15 protein-coding genes and 1 pseudogene are annotated in these 21774 nt (G+C 54.1%); 6 read left to right on the top strand and 10 right to left on the bottom strand.

Features of this window, described 5'->3' with window-relative positions:
• Positions 1-189 precede the first annotated feature (189 nt).
• From RDV48_26650 to RDV48_26640, 3 genes are all read left to right on the top strand, one after another.
• On the top strand, positions 190-537 hold the full coding sequence (locus RDV48_26650; protein ID MDQ7826411.1) for a nucleotidyltransferase domain-containing protein: 348 nt from the start codon (positions 190-192) through the stop codon (positions 535-537).
• Positions 534-938, top strand: a complete 405-nt coding sequence (locus tag RDV48_26645) for a HEPN domain-containing protein (protein MDQ7826410.1) — start codon at positions 534-536, stop codon at positions 936-938. The genes RDV48_26650 and RDV48_26645 overlap by 4 nt, the downstream gene beginning before the upstream one ends.
• Before the next feature lie 209 nt (positions 939-1147).
• Positions 1148-1492: a phenylpyruvate tautomerase MIF-related protein gene (locus RDV48_26640; protein MDQ7826409.1), complete on the top strand. Its 345-nt coding sequence runs from the start codon at positions 1148-1150 to the stop codon at positions 1490-1492.
• A 481-nt stretch (positions 1493-1973) separates the two neighbouring features.
• Here the strand turns inward: RDV48_26640 and RDV48_26635 are convergent, their stop codons facing one another.
• From RDV48_26635 to RDV48_26625, 3 genes are all read right to left on the bottom strand, one after another.
• Positions 1974-3461: a hypothetical protein gene (locus tag RDV48_26635; protein MDQ7826408.1), complete on the bottom strand. Its 1488-nt coding sequence runs from the start codon at positions 3459-3461 to the stop codon at positions 1974-1976.
• Positions 3462-3692: 231 nt separating this feature from the next.
• Entirely contained in the window at positions 3693-5219 is a 1527-nt protein-coding gene (locus tag RDV48_26630) for a histidine kinase dimerization/phosphoacceptor domain -containing protein (protein ID MDQ7826407.1), read from the bottom strand.
• Positions 5220-5339: 120 nt separating this feature from the next.
• Complete coding sequence (locus RDV48_26625; protein ID MDQ7826406.1) at positions 5340-9122, bottom strand: hypothetical protein; 3783 nt, start codon at positions 9120-9122, stop codon at positions 5340-5342.
• Between the two features lie 160 nt (positions 9123-9282).
• Here RDV48_26625 and RDV48_26620 point away from each other — a divergent pair, with 160 nt between their 5' ends.
• Positions 9283-10464: a DUF4143 domain-containing protein gene (locus RDV48_26620; protein MDQ7826405.1), complete on the top strand. Its 1182-nt coding sequence runs from the start codon at positions 9283-9285 to the stop codon at positions 10462-10464.
• Positions 10465-10649: 185 nt separating this feature from the next.
• Here RDV48_26620 and RDV48_26615 read toward each other — a convergent pair.
• A pseudogene (locus tag RDV48_26615) lies at positions 10650-10946 on the bottom strand (type II toxin-antitoxin system PemK/MazF family toxin).
• 192 nt (positions 10947-11138) lie between these two features.
• Between RDV48_26615 and RDV48_26610 the strand changes: the two are divergent.
• Positions 11139-12050, top strand: a complete 912-nt coding sequence (locus tag RDV48_26610; GenBank protein MDQ7826404.1) for a DMT family transporter — start codon at positions 11139-11141, stop codon at positions 12048-12050.
• Between the two features lie 68 nt (positions 12051-12118).
• Here RDV48_26610 and RDV48_26605 read toward each other — a convergent pair whose 3' ends face one another.
• Both RDV48_26605 and RDV48_26600 read right to left on the bottom strand, forming a co-directional pair.
• Positions 12119-13993: a serine/threonine-protein kinase gene (locus RDV48_26605; protein MDQ7826403.1), complete on the bottom strand. Its 1875-nt coding sequence runs from the start codon at positions 13991-13993 to the stop codon at positions 12119-12121.
• Positions 13994-14128: 135 nt separating this feature from the next.
• A complete protein-coding gene (locus tag RDV48_26600; protein MDQ7826402.1) occupies positions 14129-16189 on the bottom strand; it encodes a prolyl oligopeptidase family serine peptidase in 2061 nt (686 codons plus the stop codon).
• Between the two features lie 112 nt (positions 16190-16301).
• Between RDV48_26600 and RDV48_26595 the strand changes: the two genes are divergently transcribed.
• A complete protein-coding gene (locus tag RDV48_26595) occupies positions 16302-18488 on the top strand; it encodes a tetratricopeptide repeat protein (protein MDQ7826401.1) in 2187 nt (728 codons plus the stop codon).
• Between the two features lie 63 nt (positions 18489-18551).
• Here the strand turns inward: RDV48_26595 and RDV48_26590 are convergent, their stop codons facing one another.
• From RDV48_26590 to RDV48_26575, 4 genes are all read right to left on the bottom strand, one after another.
• A complete protein-coding gene (locus RDV48_26590; protein MDQ7826400.1) occupies positions 18552-19214 on the bottom strand; it encodes a hypothetical protein in 663 nt (220 codons plus the stop codon).
• A gap of 218 nt (positions 19215-19432) precedes the next feature.
• Positions 19433-19903 (bottom strand): hypothetical protein, encoded by a 471-nt coding sequence (locus RDV48_26585; GenBank protein MDQ7826399.1) that lies wholly within the window; start codon positions 19901-19903, stop codon positions 19433-19435.
• Between the two features lie 197 nt (positions 19904-20100).
• A complete protein-coding gene (locus tag RDV48_26580; GenBank protein MDQ7826398.1) occupies positions 20101-21042 on the bottom strand; it encodes an ankyrin repeat domain-containing protein in 942 nt (313 codons plus the stop codon).
• A gap of 58 nt (positions 21043-21100) precedes the next feature.
• Positions 21101-21583 carry a hypothetical protein gene (locus RDV48_26575; GenBank protein ID MDQ7826397.1) on the bottom strand — a complete coding sequence of 161 codons (483 nt, stop codon included), beginning with the start codon at positions 21581-21583 and terminating at the stop codon, positions 21101-21103.
• Positions 21584-21774 lie beyond the last annotated feature (191 nt).

The raw sequence follows: 21774 nt of genomic DNA, 5'->3' as shown, positions 1-21774 counted from the left end.
AGTGTTAAGCAACTTAGTATATTGGCCATCTTTTATGTCTTCACCTTGTAAAAAGCTCATGAAACAGAAGAAAATTTGCCTGACCGATCACCGATGCACATGCCTTTGATCCCTGGCAGGATCGGCGGGCCTTGCTGATCGTCGGAGATTTCTCTTGATATTCTGTTTTGTTCAGGATATAATGAGGATATGAATGAGCTTTCACGCCTGACACCCTTCGAGCATCATATCGCGGCAGAGTTCGCGCGGCGGGTACGTGAGCGCAAGGGGAAGAGAATTCTTCTGATGAAAGTATTCGGCTCAAGGGCAAGAGGCGAGGCGAGAGCCGATTCTGATCTTGACATACTGGTGCTCCTGGATGAGATGAGCCTTCCGGACAGCCGCGAGATATGCGCTGTTGCCACTGACCTGCTGCTGGAGAAGGAGCTTCCCTTCCAGATATCCCCGAGAGTGATGACAAAAGCTCATTTTGAGGAGATTATGTCGAGGGAGCTGCTGTTCCCGAAAGAAGTGGAAAGAGACGGTATCACGGTGTGACGGAAGAGAATAAAAAGCTGAATGTGCAGTTTGAATGGGAGAGGGCCGGGGAATCGATTCGGGCTGCAGAGGTGCTGCTGAGCCAGGATTTGTGGGCTGACACGGTCTCAAAGGCATACTATGGAATGTTTCATCTTGCGAGGGCATTATTATTCTCCCTTGGTATGGAGGCAAAAACCCATGGCGGTATGGTGCACCTCATGAGCATGCACCTGGTGCGGACGGGAGAGCTCCCTTCATCGATGGTGCAGGATTTCAGTCTTATGCAGAAGCGCCGCGAGGACGCGGATTACCAGGTGGCCATGCGATTCGAGAGAAGCAATGCCCTTGAAGCCCGCGAGCTGCTTCTGAGATTTAGAAAAGAGACGGAGACATTTCTCAGGTTGAAAGGGTACCTCTAGTCACGCCTCATCCCCCTCCCATGGCGTGAGCGCCAGGACACACTTGCCAATTTTTCCGCTGACCGCTTTCTCTGGTACCTCTTCTGCAGCTGGGATATTGCGGCGTCTTTTGTTTTGGTTGCTATGGCAGGAGTATTTTACAGAATAGGTAGGGATTTTATGGAAAATACATAATCCAATATTCATGAGCTTGAAAGAGGAGGTGTGTTATGCCGTTGATTAAATTGCAGACTTCAGTAAAAATTCAGGATAAGGCATCGCTTGTTCTGGAATTTTCGAAGATATGTGCACAGATTATAGGAAAGCCCGAAACATATGTTCAATCGATTGTTGAAGATGATGCCGTCATATCCATGGGCGGCAGAATAATCGACTCGGCTTTTGTGGAAGTAAAAAGTATCGGCGGGCTCAATCCGTCGGTAAATAAAGAATTAAGCTCGGCACTATGCAGAGTTCTTGAGGAAAAAATAAAAGTAAAGCCGGCTTCGGTGTATATTAATTTTATCGAGGTAGCTGCGTCCAGCTGGGGAAATAACTCGACGACATTCGGATAAGGTTGTGGGATATCCAGCCACTGCACTTCAAATTCCAAGATGAACCTTATGAGCTCCGGGCAGTACCGTTCATTTTTATCGCTCCTCATAAAATTACTGGAAAATTCCAGAAAATATGCCGGCCGGGAGAATGGCCCCAGGCTCACGATGCACCACAGGGCCCGTTTTCATAGATCTGCTGACGCACATTATGCTCTCTATATGAAAATGCCGTAAGTCATGGCAGTGAGCACAAGGCAGGAGAGGAATAGATTCAGTGGAATGACGACTTCCTTTTTCTCTGCTTCGGGAAGAGCTTCTAGAGGGAAATACCTGATTCCTCTATGAGGCCGCCCTGGATCTCGATACCCTGGACCATAGTGGTCACATAATCAGACTCGGTGAGGCTCTACGAGCTGAGGAAAGACAACGGCGGGAAATTCACTGAGAGTCAACGGGGATCTGCATTCAGGAACTCAGGGAGAAAAAACCGGAGGGAGTCCTACCGGTCCTTTGCGCCTGACTGGGCATCCTTGCTGTCCTTTGCGCCCAGGGACTTCAGGATCTCCTCGACATCCTTGCGCCCCGCTTCCCTCACAAGCTCAAGGACCGTCTTGTCGCCCATGCATTTCGCATTGACATCCAGGCCCTGTCCCACGAGGAAGGTGAGCATCTCTTTCGGCTTCTCTCCAATGGCCGCCGCATAAAGAGGGTGAATGCCTCCGAAGGAGCCCTGCTTCAGGTAGTCGGGGAAGTCGCTCATGATCTCTTTCATTTCCTTCACGTTTCCGGAAATGAGGGCATCGGAGACCTCAGAGGGAAGGGAGAACATTTCCCGGAACTTCTTTGCCTGCTCAGGCGTGGGGGGCGGGGGAGGAGGAGGCTCCTTGTATTCCGGCATGGGGTCCTTGGCCTGGTCCATCTTTTTCTCGACGAAGCCATAGAGGTCGGGATCGGCATTCTTGAAGGCTTCCCTGGAGTCTTTCCCGGCGGTATATTTCATCATGCCCTCGGCGAAATACTCCGATTCGTTTGTTCTTGCGTAGCTGCTCCAATTGGGATTCTTGCTCTCATTGACGGCGCCCTTGCCGTCCTGGATGCCGCCGATGCCTGCCAGGCCGGTGCCTGCCTGGGACGAGGCATCATTCTCATAGGTATCACACCTCTGGTTATATGCCGCATAAAGCATTTTCAGCGTTTCGTCCTTGAAGGACATCATCTCGTTGCCCATGTACCCCCCCGAAGGCTGGTCAGCCTCGAGGAGGTCGTCCACGCCATGGGCCGTTTCGTGGCTGATCGTATTGAGGGTGTCTTCCTTCATCCCGCCTTCAAAGCTGTCCTGCCTGAGGCACACGGTCTTGGAGTCCCTCGCATAATAGCCGGCCTTGTTGTCTTCCCATGTGCCTGAATCATCGAGGATCGAGCCCTTGGGATATCCTCCGGGCGGCGGGTTCTTTGTATCATAGATATCAAATTTGATGCCCATCTCCTTGAGCTTGTCGAGGACACTGCTGTCATAACGCGAAAGACCTTCGGCGAGTATCTTCTTCTGCTCATCGTTGAGAGGCTTTCGCTTCCCGTCACCACCTATGGAGCCGCCCAGATCGGCAGCATATTTTTCGTAGTATTCCTTTTTCTTATCTGCCGTCGCCGCTTCGCCCACTTTTGAAGCGGGGGCCTTGCCTTCCGCGGGGGCGCTCGCCGGGGCTGCCATGTCGGGCCTTATTTCATTGGTGCCGGGGTCTGCCGCTTTCGCCCCCGCACCGGGCTGCCCTGACCGCCTGGTCCTCTCCTCCTGGGCTTCATCGGAGATACTGGTGCTGTCTTCAGTGGAGATAACGGAATCCGCTGTCGTCTCGACAGGTGCAGAGACCGACCGGGGAGCGCCTGTTTCCGCAATTCCGCGGCCTTCCAGGCTGGTCCCGGTGATTTCGCGGTCTTCTATGGCAGGCTGGTCGTCATAAATTGAAATTCCGGAGATTGAATCCACCTGGCCCCCCCGACGTACAGATCTCTCACTGGTATATCACGTCTCTGGAATGCTCTGTCTATTGGGAAAATGTTAATTTATTGTTACCTGCACCTGTCAGAATGTTAAATTTTTATGCGGGAAGGGTCCAGAACCCGGCCCTCCCCGGTTATTTTATTACAATTGATCGCACTCTCCCATATCTGCTTCCATTTATCAAATGCAGGGGGAGCCTCTTCCTCAGCAGTGATCTTACCCGTCAATTGTCTTGAATTCAACCGTGGTGGAGGTGCCTTTTTCCAGGACAAAGTCTGCTTCTGTGCCGAGCTGCGTTGCAAGGCTGCTTACAAGCTGGAGCCCGAGCGTCGAGGGGTTCTGCAGGTCAACCCCCGCGGGAAGGCCGATGCCGTTGTCTCTTACGGTAATTGCCACAGTATTTTCCCCGGGGGCCCTGAGCTCTATATCAATGTGCCCTTGTCTATCATCGGGGAAAGCATACTTGAGCGAGTTGGTGACAAGCTCGTTCACAATGAGAGCGCAGGGAATTGCACTGTTTATCCCCAGGTGAACAGGCTCTGCCTTCACGCTGCAGGTAATATCGTCTCTCCCGTATGAGGCGGCGAGGGAGCTGGCGAGCTCCCCGAGGTACTGGCCGAAATCAATCCGCGTCAGGTCATTTGATTGATAGAGCTTCTCGTGGATGAGGGCCATGGTCCTGATACGGTCGATGCTTATGCTCAGGCAGTCACTCAGGGCGCTGTTTCCGCTCTGCATTGCCTGGAGCCGGAGGAGGCTCGAGACTATCTGCATGTTGTTTTTTACCCTGTGATAAACCTCTTTCAGCAGGAGTTCCTTTTCTTTAAGAGACTTTCTCAAATTTTCCTCGCTCTCCTTGCGCTCGGTAATGTCCCTTACCACGCTGATCACCCCTGTGATGTCGCCCTGGCCGTTCAGGTGAGGGCCGTAAATACCCTTGACCCATCCTTTCTTCCCTGTGGAAGGCGAATAGAATGGGGTGTCAGGTGATTTTACCGTCCGGCCCTCAAGAGCCTTTGCGAGCAGCCTGTCAATGCCCTGTTCTTTCAGGTGGGGGAAGAGCTCAAGGGAATTCCTGTTCAGCGCCTCCTTTGATGACACGCCAGTCAGCTCTTCCATGAAGCGGTTCCAGACCAGGTAGTTCAGATGCCTGTCGTAGACAATCAGACCTTCGCAGGCATTTTCTATGATCTCCCTGTTGAACTGCACGGCCTTTTTCAGCTCATCTTCAGCTTCCCGGCGCTCCTCCTCGATGGAGATCGCTTTTGCCAGTATGCCCATGATCTGGAGATCCAATGCCGTGAAAGCCCGTTTCTTCACGTCCACAAGACAGAGAGAGCCGACGGTCCTCTCCTTTATCTTTACGGGGAAGCCCATATAGCTCTTCAGGCCGTACCTGCCGACATTGGAATCGGTTTTTTGATAGGAAGTCCCCTCAAGATCTTCAATGAGAAGAGGCCCTTCATCTTCTCTCCTTATGACATCGTAACAGATATGGCCCTCGGGGCGGTCTTCCGCTTTGAAGCTCTCGGGCTCGTTCCATATGGCCCATGTGCAGAGAAGGCCTTCATCAAGCCGATTATACAGGACACAGGCGCCTCCGAGGATTTCGCCCGCGGTCACCACGATTTTCCTGATGTTTTCACGGGAGTCAACACCAAGCAGCAGATAGCAGCCGTTGAGCTTCGAGATCCAGTCCCTCAGCTGCTCCTGTCCGCCTGGTTCTAAGGTGATATCACTCATTGTGCAAAGGCCTTTCTGAAGTAACAATCACTAATTTTTATAAATGCACGGGAAATCCCTTTTTCTCCTCTGAAAATGCGCGGCTCCACCGGCGGGGATGAGGCACCGCGTGTGCCCGGATTAATCAGCCTTCCGGAAGACGCCCCATATGAGGGAAGGATCCAGGTTGAACCTGGAGGTTGAGAGCTGGGGCCTTATGACAAAGTTCCTGGGAGACCCTTCAAGCTTGAAGTAATAGCCGACCTCGGTGCTCAGAGCGCTCACGTAGGGGACTCCGATCCTGTACTTAGGTGCGTTGTCCAGGTCCAGGCGCCCGTCGATGGCTTTGCCGTTTCCCTTGAGCTTCAGGGTCCCGTCGCCCATGCTTTTTCCCCTGTATGCCAGCCCCAGGACACGGCCTTCATAGCTGAAATCGGGGTCTTTGGGATCTCCGCTCACCTTGAGGTCTCCAAGGACCTTTCCCTCCATGTCGGAGCGTTTTCCTCCCATTATGCCGGCGAGCGTGGTGATTGGAACGCCTTCAATGCGCCCGCCGAGCTGGCATGTCTTCTTTTTGGGAGCCATGCTCCCCGTGAGGACTATAGGGCTGTCGCCGGCAAAGACCTTCAATGCCGAGATAAGATAAAGGCCTTCTTTCTCTGCTCCCTCGCAGGTCACTTTTGGCAGCTTGTTCTGATCCCAGATCAGATCGCTGCTTGAAAGCGAAAAGAGGTTTTTTTCCGCTCCCCCTTTATTCACCGATATCTCAATCCGGGCCGTTCCCTTGAGCTTCTGCTCCTGCAGCTTTGAAAGCGCCCATTGAGCGAGATTAAGCCGCGGAACGCTTATGGCCGCCTCGAAGGCTCCTCCCCTGCTCTGGCCGGTCACCAGTGCCTTGCTCTCGGCAATCGTGAATTCCCCCGAAAAGGGGAAGTACTCGTCTTCCTTCTGAGAAAAAGTGAAATTCAATGAAGAGATTTCATCGTTTTCCGTCTTTGCCCGGGGTGCCGTCACGGTCCCTGATATTTTTTTATCGGCGGAGACGACATGGAGCTCCGGCTCAATAAGCGTGAGAGTCTTCAAGGGAAAGGCGTCGGCTTTCAGTGCAAGCTCCAGGCCCTTTCCCGATTCTGCACCTTGTATGCTCACCCTGCCCATTTCTTTGTGAGACGAGGCTCCCTCAAATTCTGCGGGCTCTTTTCCCTTCCGGTGAAAAGATATTTTGATGGCGCCCCAGTTTTTCCCGATCATGGAGAACAGCTCTCCCTTTGAGCTGATGAAGGAAGAGATGAGCCTGTCAGGAAGCGCGGGCTCAAAGGTTCCCGCCATGGTGTCCTTCCTGCCTGCGAGGCTTATCTTTCCTCCTCCGAGACTCTTTTTATCATAGGAGAGCTCGGAGCCGGACCCGCTGAAGGAGAATTCAGGGCTCTTGAGGCTGCCCTCGACAGATACCTCTCCTGTCATCATTCCATTGAGTGACGGCCCTTGCGCGTTTTCCCCGGGCGTTTCCAGCGCTTCCACGGGGAAATTATTCACCTGCCCCCTCAGAGAGAGCATCCCCTTCTTAAGAGAGCCTTTCCCCGTGATAAGGGGGACCTTATCCCCGATTCTGATCTGCTCAATTTCAACCTCATCATTCCCGGCAGAGATTGACGCGAGAAGGGGCTTATATTTTCTGCCCCCGAGGGAGACCTCGCGGGAAAAAACCTGCATGCTCCATTCTTTCGTTTTCCCTTTGAAGTCTGCCGTTATCTTCATTTCGGCGGAGCCTTTCAGGGCAGGGATCCTGTAAGCATTCAACCTCAGTGACTCAAGCGCAATATTCTTTGAGCTCGCGGCAATATGAGCGGCCTCATTCTTGATGCTCCCCCTGATATCAATCGGGTTGCCGTTCCACCGGGCGCTGCCCGAAATGACGAATTCCGAGGGCCTGCTTTCGGTAAATTTCAGGAGCGGCGCTTTCATCGTTTCCTTGGCGAAAGTCATCGAAAAGGCGGAGATTTCGCCGAGAGCGGCCCCGTCCCTGGCGGTGAGAGTCAACTGGGGTTTGATGACGGACCAGTCTCCGGCGGTGAGTGATTTTGCCGCGGCCTTCAGCGAAAGAACCTTTTTCCTGATGGTCCCTTCCAGGGTAATTTCTTCTTTTCCCTTGATTGATCCTGAAATGGTGCTTGTCTCCCTGGCTGGCGCATTGAAGTCGAGAGTCATGGAAGAGAAAGGATAGGTGACAAGAGCGCCCTTTCCTAACGTTATTCTTCCCCTGGTTGCTTTTTCTGATGCCTCGAGATGGCATGCCGCCCCCTCTTCTGCAGAGAAGAAGGACGGGCCGGTTTTCATGCTCATCAGTGCGAAGATCAGCTCCGGCCTGATATTTTCCAGGTCAAGGACGAGGTCTTTGTCTTTCTTAATTTTCCCTGAAAGGCCAAAGCTTTTCCCCCCCAGGGAGATATCCAGGCGGTCAAAGAGGTATTCATTTCCCTTCTGGCGGATTTTTCCCGACACTGCAGGGTTATTTACAGTCTTCTTTCCCATGAGGAGCGAGGGGAAACTGATTTTCCCCTCGCCGCGGTATTCACCGGGCTTTCCCAGGACGTGAAAATGGAATGCTCCGGGCCTGGGAAAAGAGAGGGGGAGCAGGAAGTCTTCCTTGAGCTCCGGCTTGAAGGCTGAAGAAGCTGCCACCGCGTCCAGGGTTCCGCCGTCTGCCGCTCCGTTCAGCGATAAATCGCCCTGCGAGGTTTTTACCATGGTATCTCTGAAGCTGACTTTCCTGTTTTCAAGAACGTAATTTCCCTTGATTCCCTCAAAGGGCATGAAAGAGATCGTGCCCTTGCCGATTTCAAAGGCGCCGCGCGACACGAGGCGGCCTTTGGTGCCCCGGAGGGAAAGGGAGAGCGAGAGGGCTCCCTTGAGCGGAGAAGCTTTCATGTACTTTTCCAGATGCACAAGGTCGATTCCGGAGCAGGCGCCTTCCACGGAAGTCACCGGTCCTGTCTTTTCAGTGTCAATATGCCCCCTGCCGGAAAAAGCTCCCTTCCAGATCACGAACCTGATTTCAGGAATCTCTATGGAGGATGCTTTCTTTCCAAATTTAAGATGGAATTTTTCAAGAGAGAGGTCGTTTGCCGAGAGCAGGGCGCTCTCCAGGACGCCATCCCATTCTTCGAGGCTCTCTGAATGGGCCTCCAGGTCCGTTTTTCCCCCGTAGGTGATCTTTTCCCTGGTGGGGAACAGGGCCGCAAGCTTTAAGAGAGGCACATTTTTCCCCTGCAGGGTGAGTCCCTTCCCCTTTTCCACGGGATAGGCTCCCCTTATCGACCATTTTTCCGAGGTATCTTCCGAGGTGCAGGAAATTCTCACCTCCCGCGGCTCCCCCTTCTTTTCCAGGTTTCCCTTGATGTTTTTAAAGCTCCAGGGGGAGGCGCCGCCGCCGGGAAGCCATGTGAGAGATCCCGACTCCACGCGCAGTGAAGGCAGGTTTTTCCACGGTTTTTCCTTCTTCTCCCGATCCTTGATGAAATCGATAAATTCCCCCGTGATGAGCATATCGGGCTTTTCAAGCTCTATGAGCCTGACGGCCGAGTCTTTGTCATTCCCGGCGGCTTTCCAGATATCAATGAGGATAATGACCCTCGGCACCGCCATGACCTTCCCCTGTTTTTTCAAGGCTTCCGGGGTGCTGACCACGCACTCCTCGAGCACAAGGGTCCCGGGAAGCTTCCAGGAGACTTTTTTCACCGAGGTGGGGCATTTCAGAGTATCCGAGAGAAAGGAGGAGATGAAAACAGGGTCAGTATATCTCTCCAGGGCGGCCTTGGCCCTGAGTCCCGCCCAGACTGTTGCGGCAAGAATCATGAGCAGGACACCCGCGGCAAGAAGAGCCAGTTTCCTGCCAGATGGCCTTAAATGTTCCGTTTTCAGCAATGCCCCGCCCCCTCAATTTTCATGGATATCTTAGTTATTCGACGTCAGAGGGAAATATCATGCAAAAGCTCCAAAATAATATGAGAAGGGAAAGCATTTACAATTTTACAGATATATTGTAAAATAAGGCTGTAAAATTACAAAGATCATGGAAAAATGCATGAAGCAGAGAATGATAAAACGGCTGCTGAAAGTTCCGGAGCGCTCGTTCTTCCTCTTCGGCCCCAGGGGAACGGGCAAGAGCACCTGGCTGAAGGAAGCTCTGCATGGAGCTCATTATATCGATCTGCTTGATACCTCCCTTTCACTCGAGCTCTCCCGCGAGCCGGGCCGGTTGGGAGCGCTGGCCGGCAGTGGTGCCAGGGGCTCCTGGGTGGTAATCGATGAGATACAGAAAAATCCCTCACTGCTTGATGAGGTCCATCGTCTGATTGAAGAAAAAGGGCTGAGGTTTGCATTGTCAGGCTCATCGGCCCGCAGGCTCAGGCGCGGAGGAGTCAACCTCCTGGGCGGGCGGGCTCTCACCCGCGAGCTTGCTCCTTTTACATGGAAGGAGCTGGGAAATTCTTATGACACGGAGTTTTCTCTGCAGTGGGGAAGCCTTCCCCTCATCCATGCAGATAAGGAGAATGCCGCTGATATTCTTGGCTCCTACGTGGCCACTTATCTCAAGGAGGAGATAAGGGAAGAGGGGATAGTGAGAAATCTCTCTCCTTTCATACGCTTCCTGGGAATTGCGGGGCAGCTCAATGGCCAGACGCTGAACTCTCTCAACATAGCAAGGGAAGCCGCGGTGCCCCGCAGCACTGTGGATGTCTATTTTTCAATTCTCAGCGACACCCTGCTCGGTTATTTTCTTCCTCCTTACCGTCCGGGTGCGAAAGTGCGCGAACAGGCTCATCAGAAGTTCTACTGGTGCGATCCAGGTATAGCCCGCGGCGCGGCAGGTCTTCTCTCTGAGCCTGCTGACAGGCTGTGGAAAGGGTGTGCCCTGGAAACGCTCCTCTATCACGAGCTGAGGGTTTACAACCATACGCAGCAGAAGAACAGGGATATCTTTTTTTACCGGAGCGGCCAGGAGAGCGAGATTGATTTTGTGATCGAGACCAGAAAAAGACAGCCCGGCAGCCTTCCGCGGGTTGTATGCATTGAAGTCAAGCTCTCAAAAAGATGGGAGAGGAAGTGGGAGAGGCCGATGCGTTCTCTTGCATCGACGGGCAGGGTGGCTGTTGACCGCATGATAGGTATATACAGGGGGGAAAGGTCATATCATTTTGACGGCCTTGATGTTCATCCGTATGAAGAGTTTCTTGCGAGGCTTTACAGGGGAGAGGTGTTCTAAAGTCCCTTATGCTGCTGATAGAGATATCGTGAGGCCCTTCATCTTCCCTATGACCTGCTCTTCCAGCTCCTGCCTTGTCCACTCGTTCATGGTGCGCCTCCTCCTGCCCTGAAGCTCCCGAGGTGATTGCAGGTCTCCCAGTCCCCGCAAAGATCATGGAAACAGCTTCACCGGTTCGAGTCCTGTCAGTCGGGACCTATGACCAGACAGACCCCGTTCCAGATTTCTTCCATCCTTCGCGGCGAAAGGCGCCCGACCTTTTCTTCGATGCAGGAGATATCAATTGCTGCGATCTGAGTCATATTGATGACGGAAGGCTTTGGCATGCCTGCCTCTCCCTTGAGGAGCCGCACATTCCCGGGAAGGTCTGCATATCGAAGATTGGAGGTAATGGCAGCGACTACCGCGGTATTGATACGGCTCCGGTTGAAGCGGTTGCTTTGCAGGACCGCTGCCGGGCGCAGGCCTTCAGGCTCTGAGCTCTGCCTTCCTGGAAATCACGTATTCAGCTCTAGAAAGGCTTAACCGCTCAGTTCCGAGAGTCACGGGTGCCATGCCGCGGAAAGAACGGGCGCCCCGTGCCCCTCGAGGCAGGGATGACAGGGGGGCATGTGCGGCTGATTTGGATTAAATCATCAATGTGTGCTATACTTGGATGAACATCAGGTCTGAGTATGACGATGCAAAAAGACGAGATCCTCAAGTATGACGGCCTCCTTCTCCTCACCGCACTTATATGGGGTTTTGCCTTTGTGGGCCAGCGGGCCGCGATGCACTCCATGGGGCCCTTTGCTTTCAATGGCATCAGGTTTGCCCTTGGAGCGCTGGTCCTGATTCCCTTCCTGCATGGTTTCAGGCAGGATTCACGCGGGGATGCCGCCCCCCCTCCGCAGAAGCAGCCCGCGCCCTGGGGGGGAGTCATTGCGGGATTGATCCTTTTCATCGCCGCCTGGCTGCAGCAGGCAGGCCTGCAGTATACGACGGCCGGCAAGGCGGGCTTCATCACTGGTCTCTATGTGGTGATCGTTCCCCTCTATGGCCTGTGTGGAAGACGGAAAGCCACTTCCGGCTCATGGGCAGGGGCGATTCTTGCCGCGGTGGGGCTCTACCTGCTCTGTGTCACTGAATCTTTCACCATCTCGACAGGCGATGCGCTTGAGCTGGCCGGCGCCTTCCTGTGGGCAGCGCATGTGATGATCGTGGGGTGGCTCTCGCCCGGGAGGTCCCCGGCGCTCCTGGCCTTCACTCAGTTCATTACCTGTTCTGTCTGCAGCCTTGCCGCCGCGTGCATATATGAAAGGACGACCCTTCAGGCCGTCTGTTCCGCCTGGCTGCCGCTCTTTTATTGTGGCTTCATATCCGTGGGAATCGGGTACACGCTCCAGGTGATTGCTCAGCAGAAAGCCCACCCGGCGCATGCGGCCGTCATCTTCAGCCTTGAGGCGGCGTGGGCTGCCCTGGGCGGCTGGCTCGTGCTGGGAGAGACCCTTTCACCCCGGGGAATGGCGGGATGCGCCATCATGTTCGCCGCAGTGATGGTCTCCCAGTTTCTGGCAGACGGGAAGATGAAGGAGTTTCACACCTGACACCCTTCGAGCATCATATCGCGGCAGAGCTCGCGCGGCAGGTACGTGATCGAAAGGGGAAGAGAATTTTACTGATTGATTCCTGTCTGAGCTTTCACCTGATCTGCCAGATGCGCATTCAGTTTTCTCAGCTCACGGAGACATTTTGAGGCTTCTTTTTCCCTGCCGAGCGCCACCAGCGGGAAAACCTTATTGGCCAGGGCTCCTGCTCCCCGCGGCTCTATCTCCAGCGCCCTGTCATAACAGTAGATGGCCTGCTCGTAGTTGCCGAGGACGGCGTATGAGAGTCCTTTATCTGCCCATGCTTCAGCATGGCGGGGAGCCAGCTCAAGCGCTCTGGCATAGCAGGGAAGGGCATCGTTATCCAGGCTGAGAATGGAGAGTGACCGACCCTTGTGATGCCAGGCCTCCGCAGACGCCGGATTGAGCTCGATAGCCCTGTCAAAGTCTTCAAGCGCCTTTTCATTCCTGCCGAGCAACGAAAGCACCAGTCCCCGGTTATACCAGAGCTCTCCATCATGGGGATTCATCTCGAGCGCTTTATCGCAGCAGTGAAGCGCCTCCCCCTCCGTTCTGATTGCAGCCGTTGAAATACCTTTGTATGACCATGCCTTTGCATAGCAGGGGCTTGTCACAAGCGCCCGGTCAAAGCTTTGCAGCGCCTCCTCGTGCTTCCCGAGGGCCTGGAGCGCCAGTCCCTTGTTAATCAACGCATCATCATGCAGGTGATTGAGTGTGAGCGCCCGGTCAAAGCACTTGAGTGCTTCGTTCTTTTTTCCCAGGGCTGAGAGAGATACACCCTTGTTTGACCAGGCCTCTGCCAATCGCGGATTCAGCTTGAGGGCCTGCTCGTTGCACCGCACGGCCTCCTCTGTTCTTCCCAGTGCAAAAAGAGAGGCTCCCTTGTTGAACCAGGCTCGATCGTAACGGGGATTTCGCTTGAGTGCCTGGTCAAAGTACGCGATGGCTTCGGTATCCATCCCCAGCGAAGAAAGGGAGGCGCCCTTGTTCAGGAGCTCCCATGCGGTGAGTGCACGGTCCTCTTCAGGCTCAGGGTAGAGAAATCCTGTCACGGAGCGGTAGATCTTCTGCAGGGCCTCTCCAAGCTCGCCGAAGCTGCTGAAGCGCTCCTCCTTGGTTTTCGCCAGGCATCTCAGCACCACAGCAGAGAGCTCCTCCGGAGTTTCATCCCACTGCGCGCGCGGGTCTGGTGGCTCATGGAAGAGATGGCCCGATATGCATGCATTTATGTCATCGCTCCCAAAGGGTGTTTTGCCGGTGAGCATCTCGTAGATCATGCTGCCGAAGGAGTATATATCCGACCTGGTATCCATGAGCTTCAAATCCATGAACTGCTCTGGTGACGCGTAGGGAATAGTTCCCATAAATGAATCGGTGCTGGTCAGGTTCTCTGTTTTGATGTTCTGGATGCCTTCCCCCTGGCGGATCACCTCTCCCTGGATAGCTGCAATGCCAAAATCGGTGATTTTCAGCACCCTGTCGGAAGTGAGCATGCAGTTTTCCGGCTTGATGTCGCGGTGCACGATCCCTAGATTCGAATGGGCAAAGTGCATCCCTCTGCAGAAGTCCATTGCCAGCTCGAGTATAGTGGGAATTGAGAGTCGGCGGGCTTTCATGTAATCCCTCAGGTCACCCCCGGCAATATACTCCAGGACAATATGGGGCTTCCCCTGGATTTCCGTTGCATACTTTGCTCTGACAATGTTCCTGTGCTTTTCCAGCTTCACCCAGATTTCAGCTTCCCGGATAAACCTCGCCACCGCTCTATTATCTGCCACATACTTGTCATGAAAAGTCTTTATAGCCACTGCTTCCCTGTGCTCATGGTCATAGGAGAGATAGACGTTACCCATTCCTCCGGCCAGCACCTTCAGGACTTCGTATCTCCCTCTTATCCGGTCCCCCTTCTTCCAGGTTTCCATTGCCCGGTTCCTTTCTCTTATCTTACAGGATGGTGAATTTTCGGCATTTCATTCCCTCTTTTCCTGCCCGGCACACCCCGGAAAACAGAAAATCAGTATCTCTGGAATGGCCCTTCCGGCCTGCAGTGACAGGTTTCAATGATCCGCTTTGATGCCGAGTGTCTTGAAGAGAAAGGCCAGCACATCGCTTCTTTCATGTATCACCTTCAATGTGGGCTTGCCCATGCCATGGCCCGCCTTTGTCTGAATCCTCAGCAGCACGGGATTGCGGGTGCCATCATTGCACTGGATGGCTGCCACGAACTTCTTCGCATGGGCGGACACGACCCGATCATCGTGGTCGGCGGTGGTGACGAGAAGCGGCGGATATACAGTGCCGCTCCTGACATTGTGAAGCGGCGAATAGGCGATGAGCGCGGCAAACTCATCGGCGCTCCTGTCTGGATCGCCATATTCCCCGATCCATTTGTACCCGACGGTGAATCTGTGATATCTCAGCATGTCGGTGACCGGTACTTCACACACCACGGCGCCATAGAGATCCGGCCTCTGGCACATGCACGCCGCCACAAGAAGGCCCCCGTTGCTGCCTCCAGAAATGGCCAGCCGGCGCGGGCTGGTATACCTGTGCTCGATCAGCCATTCCGCTGCGGCGATGAAGTCATCGAAGACATTCTGTTTCTTGTCCCGCATGCCTGCCTCGTGCCACTCCTCCCCGTATTCCGAGCCTCCCCGGATGTTTGCCACGGCATAGATGCCTCCCTGCATGATCCACAGCAGGTTTGCCACCGAGAAAAAGGGTGTCAAATCGATGGAAAAGCCTCCGTATCCATAGAGAAGCACGGGGTTATTCCCCTCACGCTCCATCCCCTTCCTGTGAGTGAGAAACATCGGCACCCTGGTGCCGTCCTTTGAGTGATAGAAGACCTGCCTGGTCTCAAAACCGGAAGGATCAAAATCAAGAGCGCTTTTCCTGAAGAGTGTCAGGGTATCCGTCACGAAGTCATAGCGGAAAGTACTTGAGGGATAGAGGAAGGAAGTGAAAAGGAAGAAGAGCTCGGTTCCTCTGCTCTGCGCGGAAAGGAACGATATGGAGCCTATTCCTGCCAGCGTGAGATCTTTTATCAACGCTCCGTCGTGACCGTAGATCTTTGCGATGTGATGAGCATGGTGCATGAAGACGCATACAAAGGAGTTATTGACGGAGATTGCCATGGAGAGCGGATTGTCGCACTCCGGCACAATCTCTTTCCAGTTTTCTCTTGCGGGATTATCAGTGTCGATGGCGATTATGCGCCCCTTCGGGGCATCGAGGTCCGTGACGAAGTAGAAGAGGGAGCCTGTGTTGTCTATGAAGCGGAAGCTGTTGCTCTCATCATCGATCAGTCTCGTGAAATCGCCGTCGCTGTCCATTCTTCTGTAGTATACCCTGTTTCTGGGGCCTGCCATCGAGAAGGCATTCAGCACGAGATAGCGCCCGTCTTCGGTGGTGAAGGGGGAAAAGGTGAGCTCTTTGATGTCCGGTCTTTCCAGTACGAGGCGGTCCTGTGCCTGGGGAGTGTTCAGGGAATGCCAGTAAACTCTGCAGTATTTGCTGGCGTCTTCTTCCGGAACCGTGCCGGCTTCCGGGTAGCGGCTGTAGTAAAAGCCTGAGTTGTCGTGCTTCCATGCAATATCGCCGAATTTGCACCATCTGAGGGTTTCGTCACACTCTTTCTGTGAGTCTATGTCCCGGATCCTTATTTCGTGCCAGTCGCTTCCGGACGTGGAGATCTTGTACGCTATCAGGCGGCCGTCGCTGCTGTAGTGCTCGCTGTTCACCGATACGGTTCCCTCGTCACTGAGCTCATTGGGATCAAGGACTTTGACGGGGGTGCTTTCAAGATCGTGCTGCATGTAAAGGACAGGCTGATTCTGAAGGCCGTCGTTTTTCGAAAAGAAATAGCGGTCTCCCTCTTTTCTTGTCACTGAATACTTGGGATAGTCCCAGAGCCTGGTGAGATGCGCTTTGATCTTCTCTTTGTCGGAGTCTCGGTTGATAAAAGAGTCGGTCAGGCTGTTCTGCCGCTCCACCCATTTCCTTGTCTCGTCTGAATCAGCGTTTTCAAGCCACCGAAAGGGATCGCGGACTCTGGTTCCGTGATACTCATCGACAATGTCATCTCTTCTGGCCCGGGGGCAGGCTGTGTTATTCATCACTCTGTTTCGCTCCATGGTATTTTCAGATCAGTATTCTGCATCAAGGCCTTGTATGCCTGTGCTCTGTCCAATAAAAGGATAACCGCGAAATTCAGCCAATACTCTCTGTATGAGCATGAGCTGCAGGAGCTGCGGAAAGAATATTGACAGCGGCGCGGCGCGTTGCAAATGGTGCGGAGCGCCTGCAGAGGAGGCATCGGCCGGGAAAGCGGCCGATGCAGAAGCCTCTGATGAGGCCCTCAGAGAGGGGCTTGCGCTTTTCCGGCAGAACAGCATTGAGGCGGCCCTCTCCGCCTTCGAGAAAGCGCTGGCGCTCAATCCCGGGAATTCCAATGCCATGACGAACTGCGGTCTCTGTTTTGCTTCGCTTGGCAAAAAGGAAAAGGCTGTGGAGAGCTACAGGAAGGCGCTGGAGCTTGACCCCCGGAATACCGCCGCCCTCAACAACAGCGCCGAGTATTTCTCAGAATCCGGGAACCATGAAGAGGCGCTCAGGTATTACGACCGCGCGATTGCCGTCAGGTCCGGGGATGCCATGCTGTGGGGGAACAAAGGGACCTGCCTCATCTATCTCAAGCGCTACGAGGAAGCCCTGGCTGCCGCGGAGAGAGCCCTCAGCCTCAACCGCGAAAGCGGCACTTCATGGCATATCAAGGCATTGGCGCTCGATGCGCTCAACCGCGCAGAAGAGTCGTGCACCGCCTATGAAAAGTTCCTTTCTCTCGCGAATTCCATGAACATGGAAGACGCAGAGCGTGCTGAGCATGCTAAAAAGAGAATAGCCTTTCTGCAGGGACCTGATGCGCTCACCCGGGCCAGGGCTGACAGGCTCATAGAAGAGGGCAAACTGGCTCTTGACAGCGATATGGAACGGGCACTCGAATGCTTTCACCAGGTTACCGTTCTGGCGCCCTCTGACGGAGGAGGGTGGGCAGGCAAAGCGCAGGTCCTGCAGGCTCTTGGACGGGGAGAGGAAGCGCTTCCCTGCTATGACATGGTGATTGCGCTCAAACCAGGCTGGGCAGGCGCCTGGCATATGAAAGCTGACTGCCTCGAATCGATGAGCCTCCTGCAGGAGGCGCTGGCCTGCTATGACAGGGCGCTCGAGGTGGATCCCTGCTTCGCCAATGCCTGGTGCGATAAAGGCCATTGCCTGAACCGCATGGACAGGACGGAAGAAGCCCTCGCCTGCTTTGATAAGGCGCTGGAAATAGACAACAGACTTCATGTGGCCTGGTTCAATAAGGCCGAGCAGCAGTTAAAGCTGGGGCGCATGGACGACGCGAAGCGCTCCTATGGGAGATTCATGGCAGCGGTTCCGCCCGGCAATGATCGGCTTCTGCAGCATGCGCAGAAAAGGATCTATCAACTGGGAGCAGCGGCAATCTCCGAGAGCTATGATGCCCTGGTGGACAGGGGAAAGGAGCTCACGGGCGACGGCAGCTTTGAAGAGGCAGAATTCTGCTTTGAAAAGGCGGGAAGGCTCAATCCCTATTCGGGAAGACTATGGCTTTACGAGGGGATCCTGGAGGAGCGCCTGGGCCGTCAGGAGAGGGCCCGCGAGCTTTTCCAGCGGGCTGTTGATGCCTTCGGGATGGAGTTCTCAAAGCACAGCCCACCCCCGCCGATTGCGGAAGAGATTGCCCTGGCGCGAAAAAAAGCGCAGGGAGCACCGCTTCCCGATGGGGCAGGCGAGGGGGAATCAGCCCTGAGATCGGCTGAAAATGGTGAAGAGGAAGTTGAAATATTTGATGATGACCGCGATACCCTTCTTGCCGTTCCTCTTCCCAGGAAAGTGACACGGGGCGCCTTCAGGGACACGGGGCTGCTTGTCGTGACCGCTGAGCAGCAGAGGGAGATCTCCTGGTCCGACATCCTCTACGTTTACATGGGAAGAGTAGAGCCCGGCGCGTCAGAGGAGGTCAAGGGGAAGGTGGGCTCTCTCGGCCTGGGCAGCGGGGCGCCGAAGCTTGCAGGCAGGGGAGAAAGGTTTCAGGCAGAATCGGCGCACTCTGCCTTTTACCTTCTGGATATCTATGCTTCGGGGCAGATCCCGCCGTACCGCATCGATCCTGTGGGCACAAGCCTGAAAGGGTTTCTGGGCGAAGAGGCGGGATTTTCCGCCGAGCTGAACCTCTTCAGCTTTGCAAGGAAAATCGCCCCCATGGTGAGCGCGCAGGCAGACCCTTCCCTGCTGCAGTTCGTGGAAAAAGGGAGGAAGGCGGTCCCTGTGCACAGATCAAAAGACTCTTTCGGGAAGGCTTCTTTCGAGGGATATAAGGCCAGGAGAAAGTGAAGCCCCTCTCATGCCCGCGCTTCCTTAATCTTATGCCTGATCCCGGGGAGCATGCTTTTCTGGCTAGAAAACGGTCTTCTTATCGAGCCCCGTTTTATCTCCTACATATTCGCCCCCTTTTTCGCCGAAAAAGCTTCCCACGATGGCCCCGCCGATCCCCCCGATGACACCGCCTACGGCGCCGCCGATCAGGGTCCCTGCGCCGGGGAATATGGAGCCGATGGCGGCGCCGACCACAGCGCCTCCCTTTGCTCCTGCAATGCCTCCTGCAATGCCTCCTGCGAGGCTGCCGCTCACGGCCGCCGCATCTTTCCCCGTGAACTTGCCGTCATCGTTTTTGCGCTCATATACCTGGAATCCCGCATCCACCACTTTAAGCGCCACTGCGGCTTTACCGGCTACCTTCGCCACCTTGCCTGTTGTCGAGGCCACTTTGTTCATCTCGGGCTGGTAAAACTTGTGAGCCCGTGAAAATTTGTCAAGCTTCTTCATCTCTGGAGTCCACTTCTGTCCTTTGCTGGTGGCTCTCATCGTCTCGCTCCTCAGGTGGCTGAGCTTTTCCGCACCATGCTCGAGGCCTTCGGCAGCGCCCTCCACTGCCACTGCCCCATACTTTGCCTTATGCACCCCATGCCCGACAGTCTTCACGGGATCGTGATGCTCTTGCGCTTCGACAGGCTCACCGGTCACATTCATTGCGCCGGTGGCTATCTTCTGATTGTGCATCGCTCTCTCTGACGTTGCTTCCGGAGGAGCCGCATCAGCTTTGTGAGCTTCAGGCGGAGCTTTTTTCCGGGGAGGAGCAGCAGGTGGAGCGACAGGGGGAGGATTTTGAGGAGGACCTCCTACTTCTGGAATACCCATTTTATCACTCTCCATTCTTTTTGATTATCAGGCATTATCCCTCATCACTGCCGGGAATACTTCTCTCGATAAAGTGAAGGCTAAAGCTCCAGGTTAAGCACTCCCTCACCCTGGATGCCTTCCTGTTCTCTGATTATCCTTATTGCTTCATTGAGCATTGAATTTCCCGTCTCTGCCAGATTTAATGCCTGCTCAAGAATCTCGAAATCACCGCGCTCAGGATAGGTGTAGAGCAGATTCACCCCTTCAAGGAAAAGCACCATTCCATTTACTGTCAGCTCCCTTTGAGGCCCTATCTCCTTCTCGATCTCCAAAGGTGCGATCTCCATTCCCTGCATCTCTGCGAGATTTATCTCCACCTGTGCCTTTATGGCATCAAGAAGCTCAATAAAATCGTCCTTTGAAATCTCATCATTAAACAGGTAAAAACACGCCAGCCTGAGCCTGTCAAAATTCCTTTCCCTGTAGTCCAGAGGAAGGTTTTCCTTTAAAAGGGAGAGACAATGATGGCAGAAAATGGTATCTTCAGCGTTCTCATTGTCACAATTCACACATATCACAATACTATATCACTGAACAGGGAGAAAAAGTAAAGAGGAAGGCACCATTTTTTTATAGGATTTCTTGGCACTCAGGCATGAAACAATGAAGCCCCCTCTATTGGAGGAAAGCGCACTGCAATGTCCTTAAAAACAGCCTCTATGGGGGCTAATCGCATCCTGGGGCTGAAGCAGTGATTCTTTCGCCGCTACAGGCTCTTTCCGGGTTTGGCGCCAATTTTTTTCAGATACTCCGCCATTTTGTTGTTCGGATTGTGCTTTTCGGCCACATCAAGAGGGGTCTGGCCATATTTGTTTTTCGCATTGAGGTGAGCATCATGAGCAAGGAGAACCTCTATGATTTTTTTATTCGCGTCGCTCAGTGCGTGTATTGCCGCATTATGAAGAGGAGTAAAGTCATCATTGTCTTTTATGTCGGCCTCTACCCCCTGGCTCAGGAAATAGTTCACCAGATCGAGATTTTCATAGCTTACGGCAAGATGAAGGGGAGTGACTCCGGAACACCTGCCGATATCTTTTCTGGCATGGAGCAATGAAGGGTTTCTATCGGCGAGCTCCTTTGCCGTTCTGTTGTTTCCCAGGTGTATTGCCGCGAAGATGTCATCACCTTTCAGGAACAGGGATCCATTCTCCTGGATGTCGATCAACAGGTGAAGAGCGCTGCTCTCACTCTTTCCAAGGGGATAGCAAAGGGTGGTGCACTGATTCACCGAATCCATCACATAATAATTTGAATCATTCTTGTATTTAACCCCCTTGAGAGTGTAGGTGATGGAGAATTGCATCTCAGGTGGTTTAATCCCGGCAGCATCCTTTATCACTATGTCCTTTGCGCCCATTTTCTCATAGGTGCGTCTGAACTCATCTTTCAATGATTTCACATGTGATTTCGCCTCTGCCTTTTTTCTGAAGGCAGTGAGCATCCAGTAGTAACCCTCGGGCGAGGTGACTATGACCCTGTCATAGTCACCGGGAATGCGCTGCTCTTCCACTCTGCATTCCGAAGGATAGGAAAACTGTATCCAGTCCCTGTTGAGCTCTGTGAACTTCCGGTTTTGAGAATAGCCGGCCTTTGCAACCATAAATAAGATCAGAATGAAAAGGAACCGAAAAAAAATGTGCTTTTTCATGGAAAATCTCCTTTTCTTTTCTCGCTTCGGTCCCCGGAACATTACTCCTTCATTCTCCTCATATGATACCCTGCTGAAAACTTTTCCTGCCGTGGGGAAAGACAAAGGTGAGATTGTGGGGTGCCCTGCCCCTGATGACGAGGTACCCCTCATGGACGCACCTCAGGTGGTGGGCCATACAGAGGGTGATTCTGTTGTGAAGTTTGTCACTTCCCCCGTGTGAGCGGAAGATGATATGATGGGAGTGGAGGTTGCGGCGGCACCGGCAGCCGGGGGCCTGGCACTGGTAATTATCACGGGCCAGGGTGCGGTGGTGGATGTCCCTTTTTTCGGGGTAGTCCCAGGTGGTGAGGAAGGCGTCAAGGAGGGCTTCCATGAAAAGGGCAAGGAGCGATGAATCCGATCCCACAGGGCCTGGAGTTCCCTCGGGGAGCCGGGTGCCCCGTGCTGCCTGCCAGAGCCTCACGGCGTGGTTCCAGAGGGGGACGAGGTCCCGTTTCAAAAAGAAGCGGATAAGGGTGCCCTTGTCATTGAGGTTCAACCCGAAGGTTCCGTCTTTGTGTGTCTCCCCGGAAAGGATCGCGGCGATCTCGGGGAGTTCAGGGTGCTCCCCTCCCGCAGTGACCTGCCAGATGACGGAGAAGGTCCCGTCCTGGGAGGGGGTGACCCCAAGTTCGTGTGGTCGAGTAGGCGCCGGCCTCGCGGCCGGCGCCCCTCACAGAACCGTACGGG

This window comes from Candidatus Eremiobacterota bacterium (assembly GCA_031082125.1).
Lineage (GTDB): Bacteria > Vulcanimicrobiota > CADAWZ01 > CADAWZ01 > Ess09-12 > Ess09-12.
The sequence above is the reverse complement of the archived record's forward strand: the minus strand, read 5'-3'. Positions and strand labels throughout refer to the sequence as shown.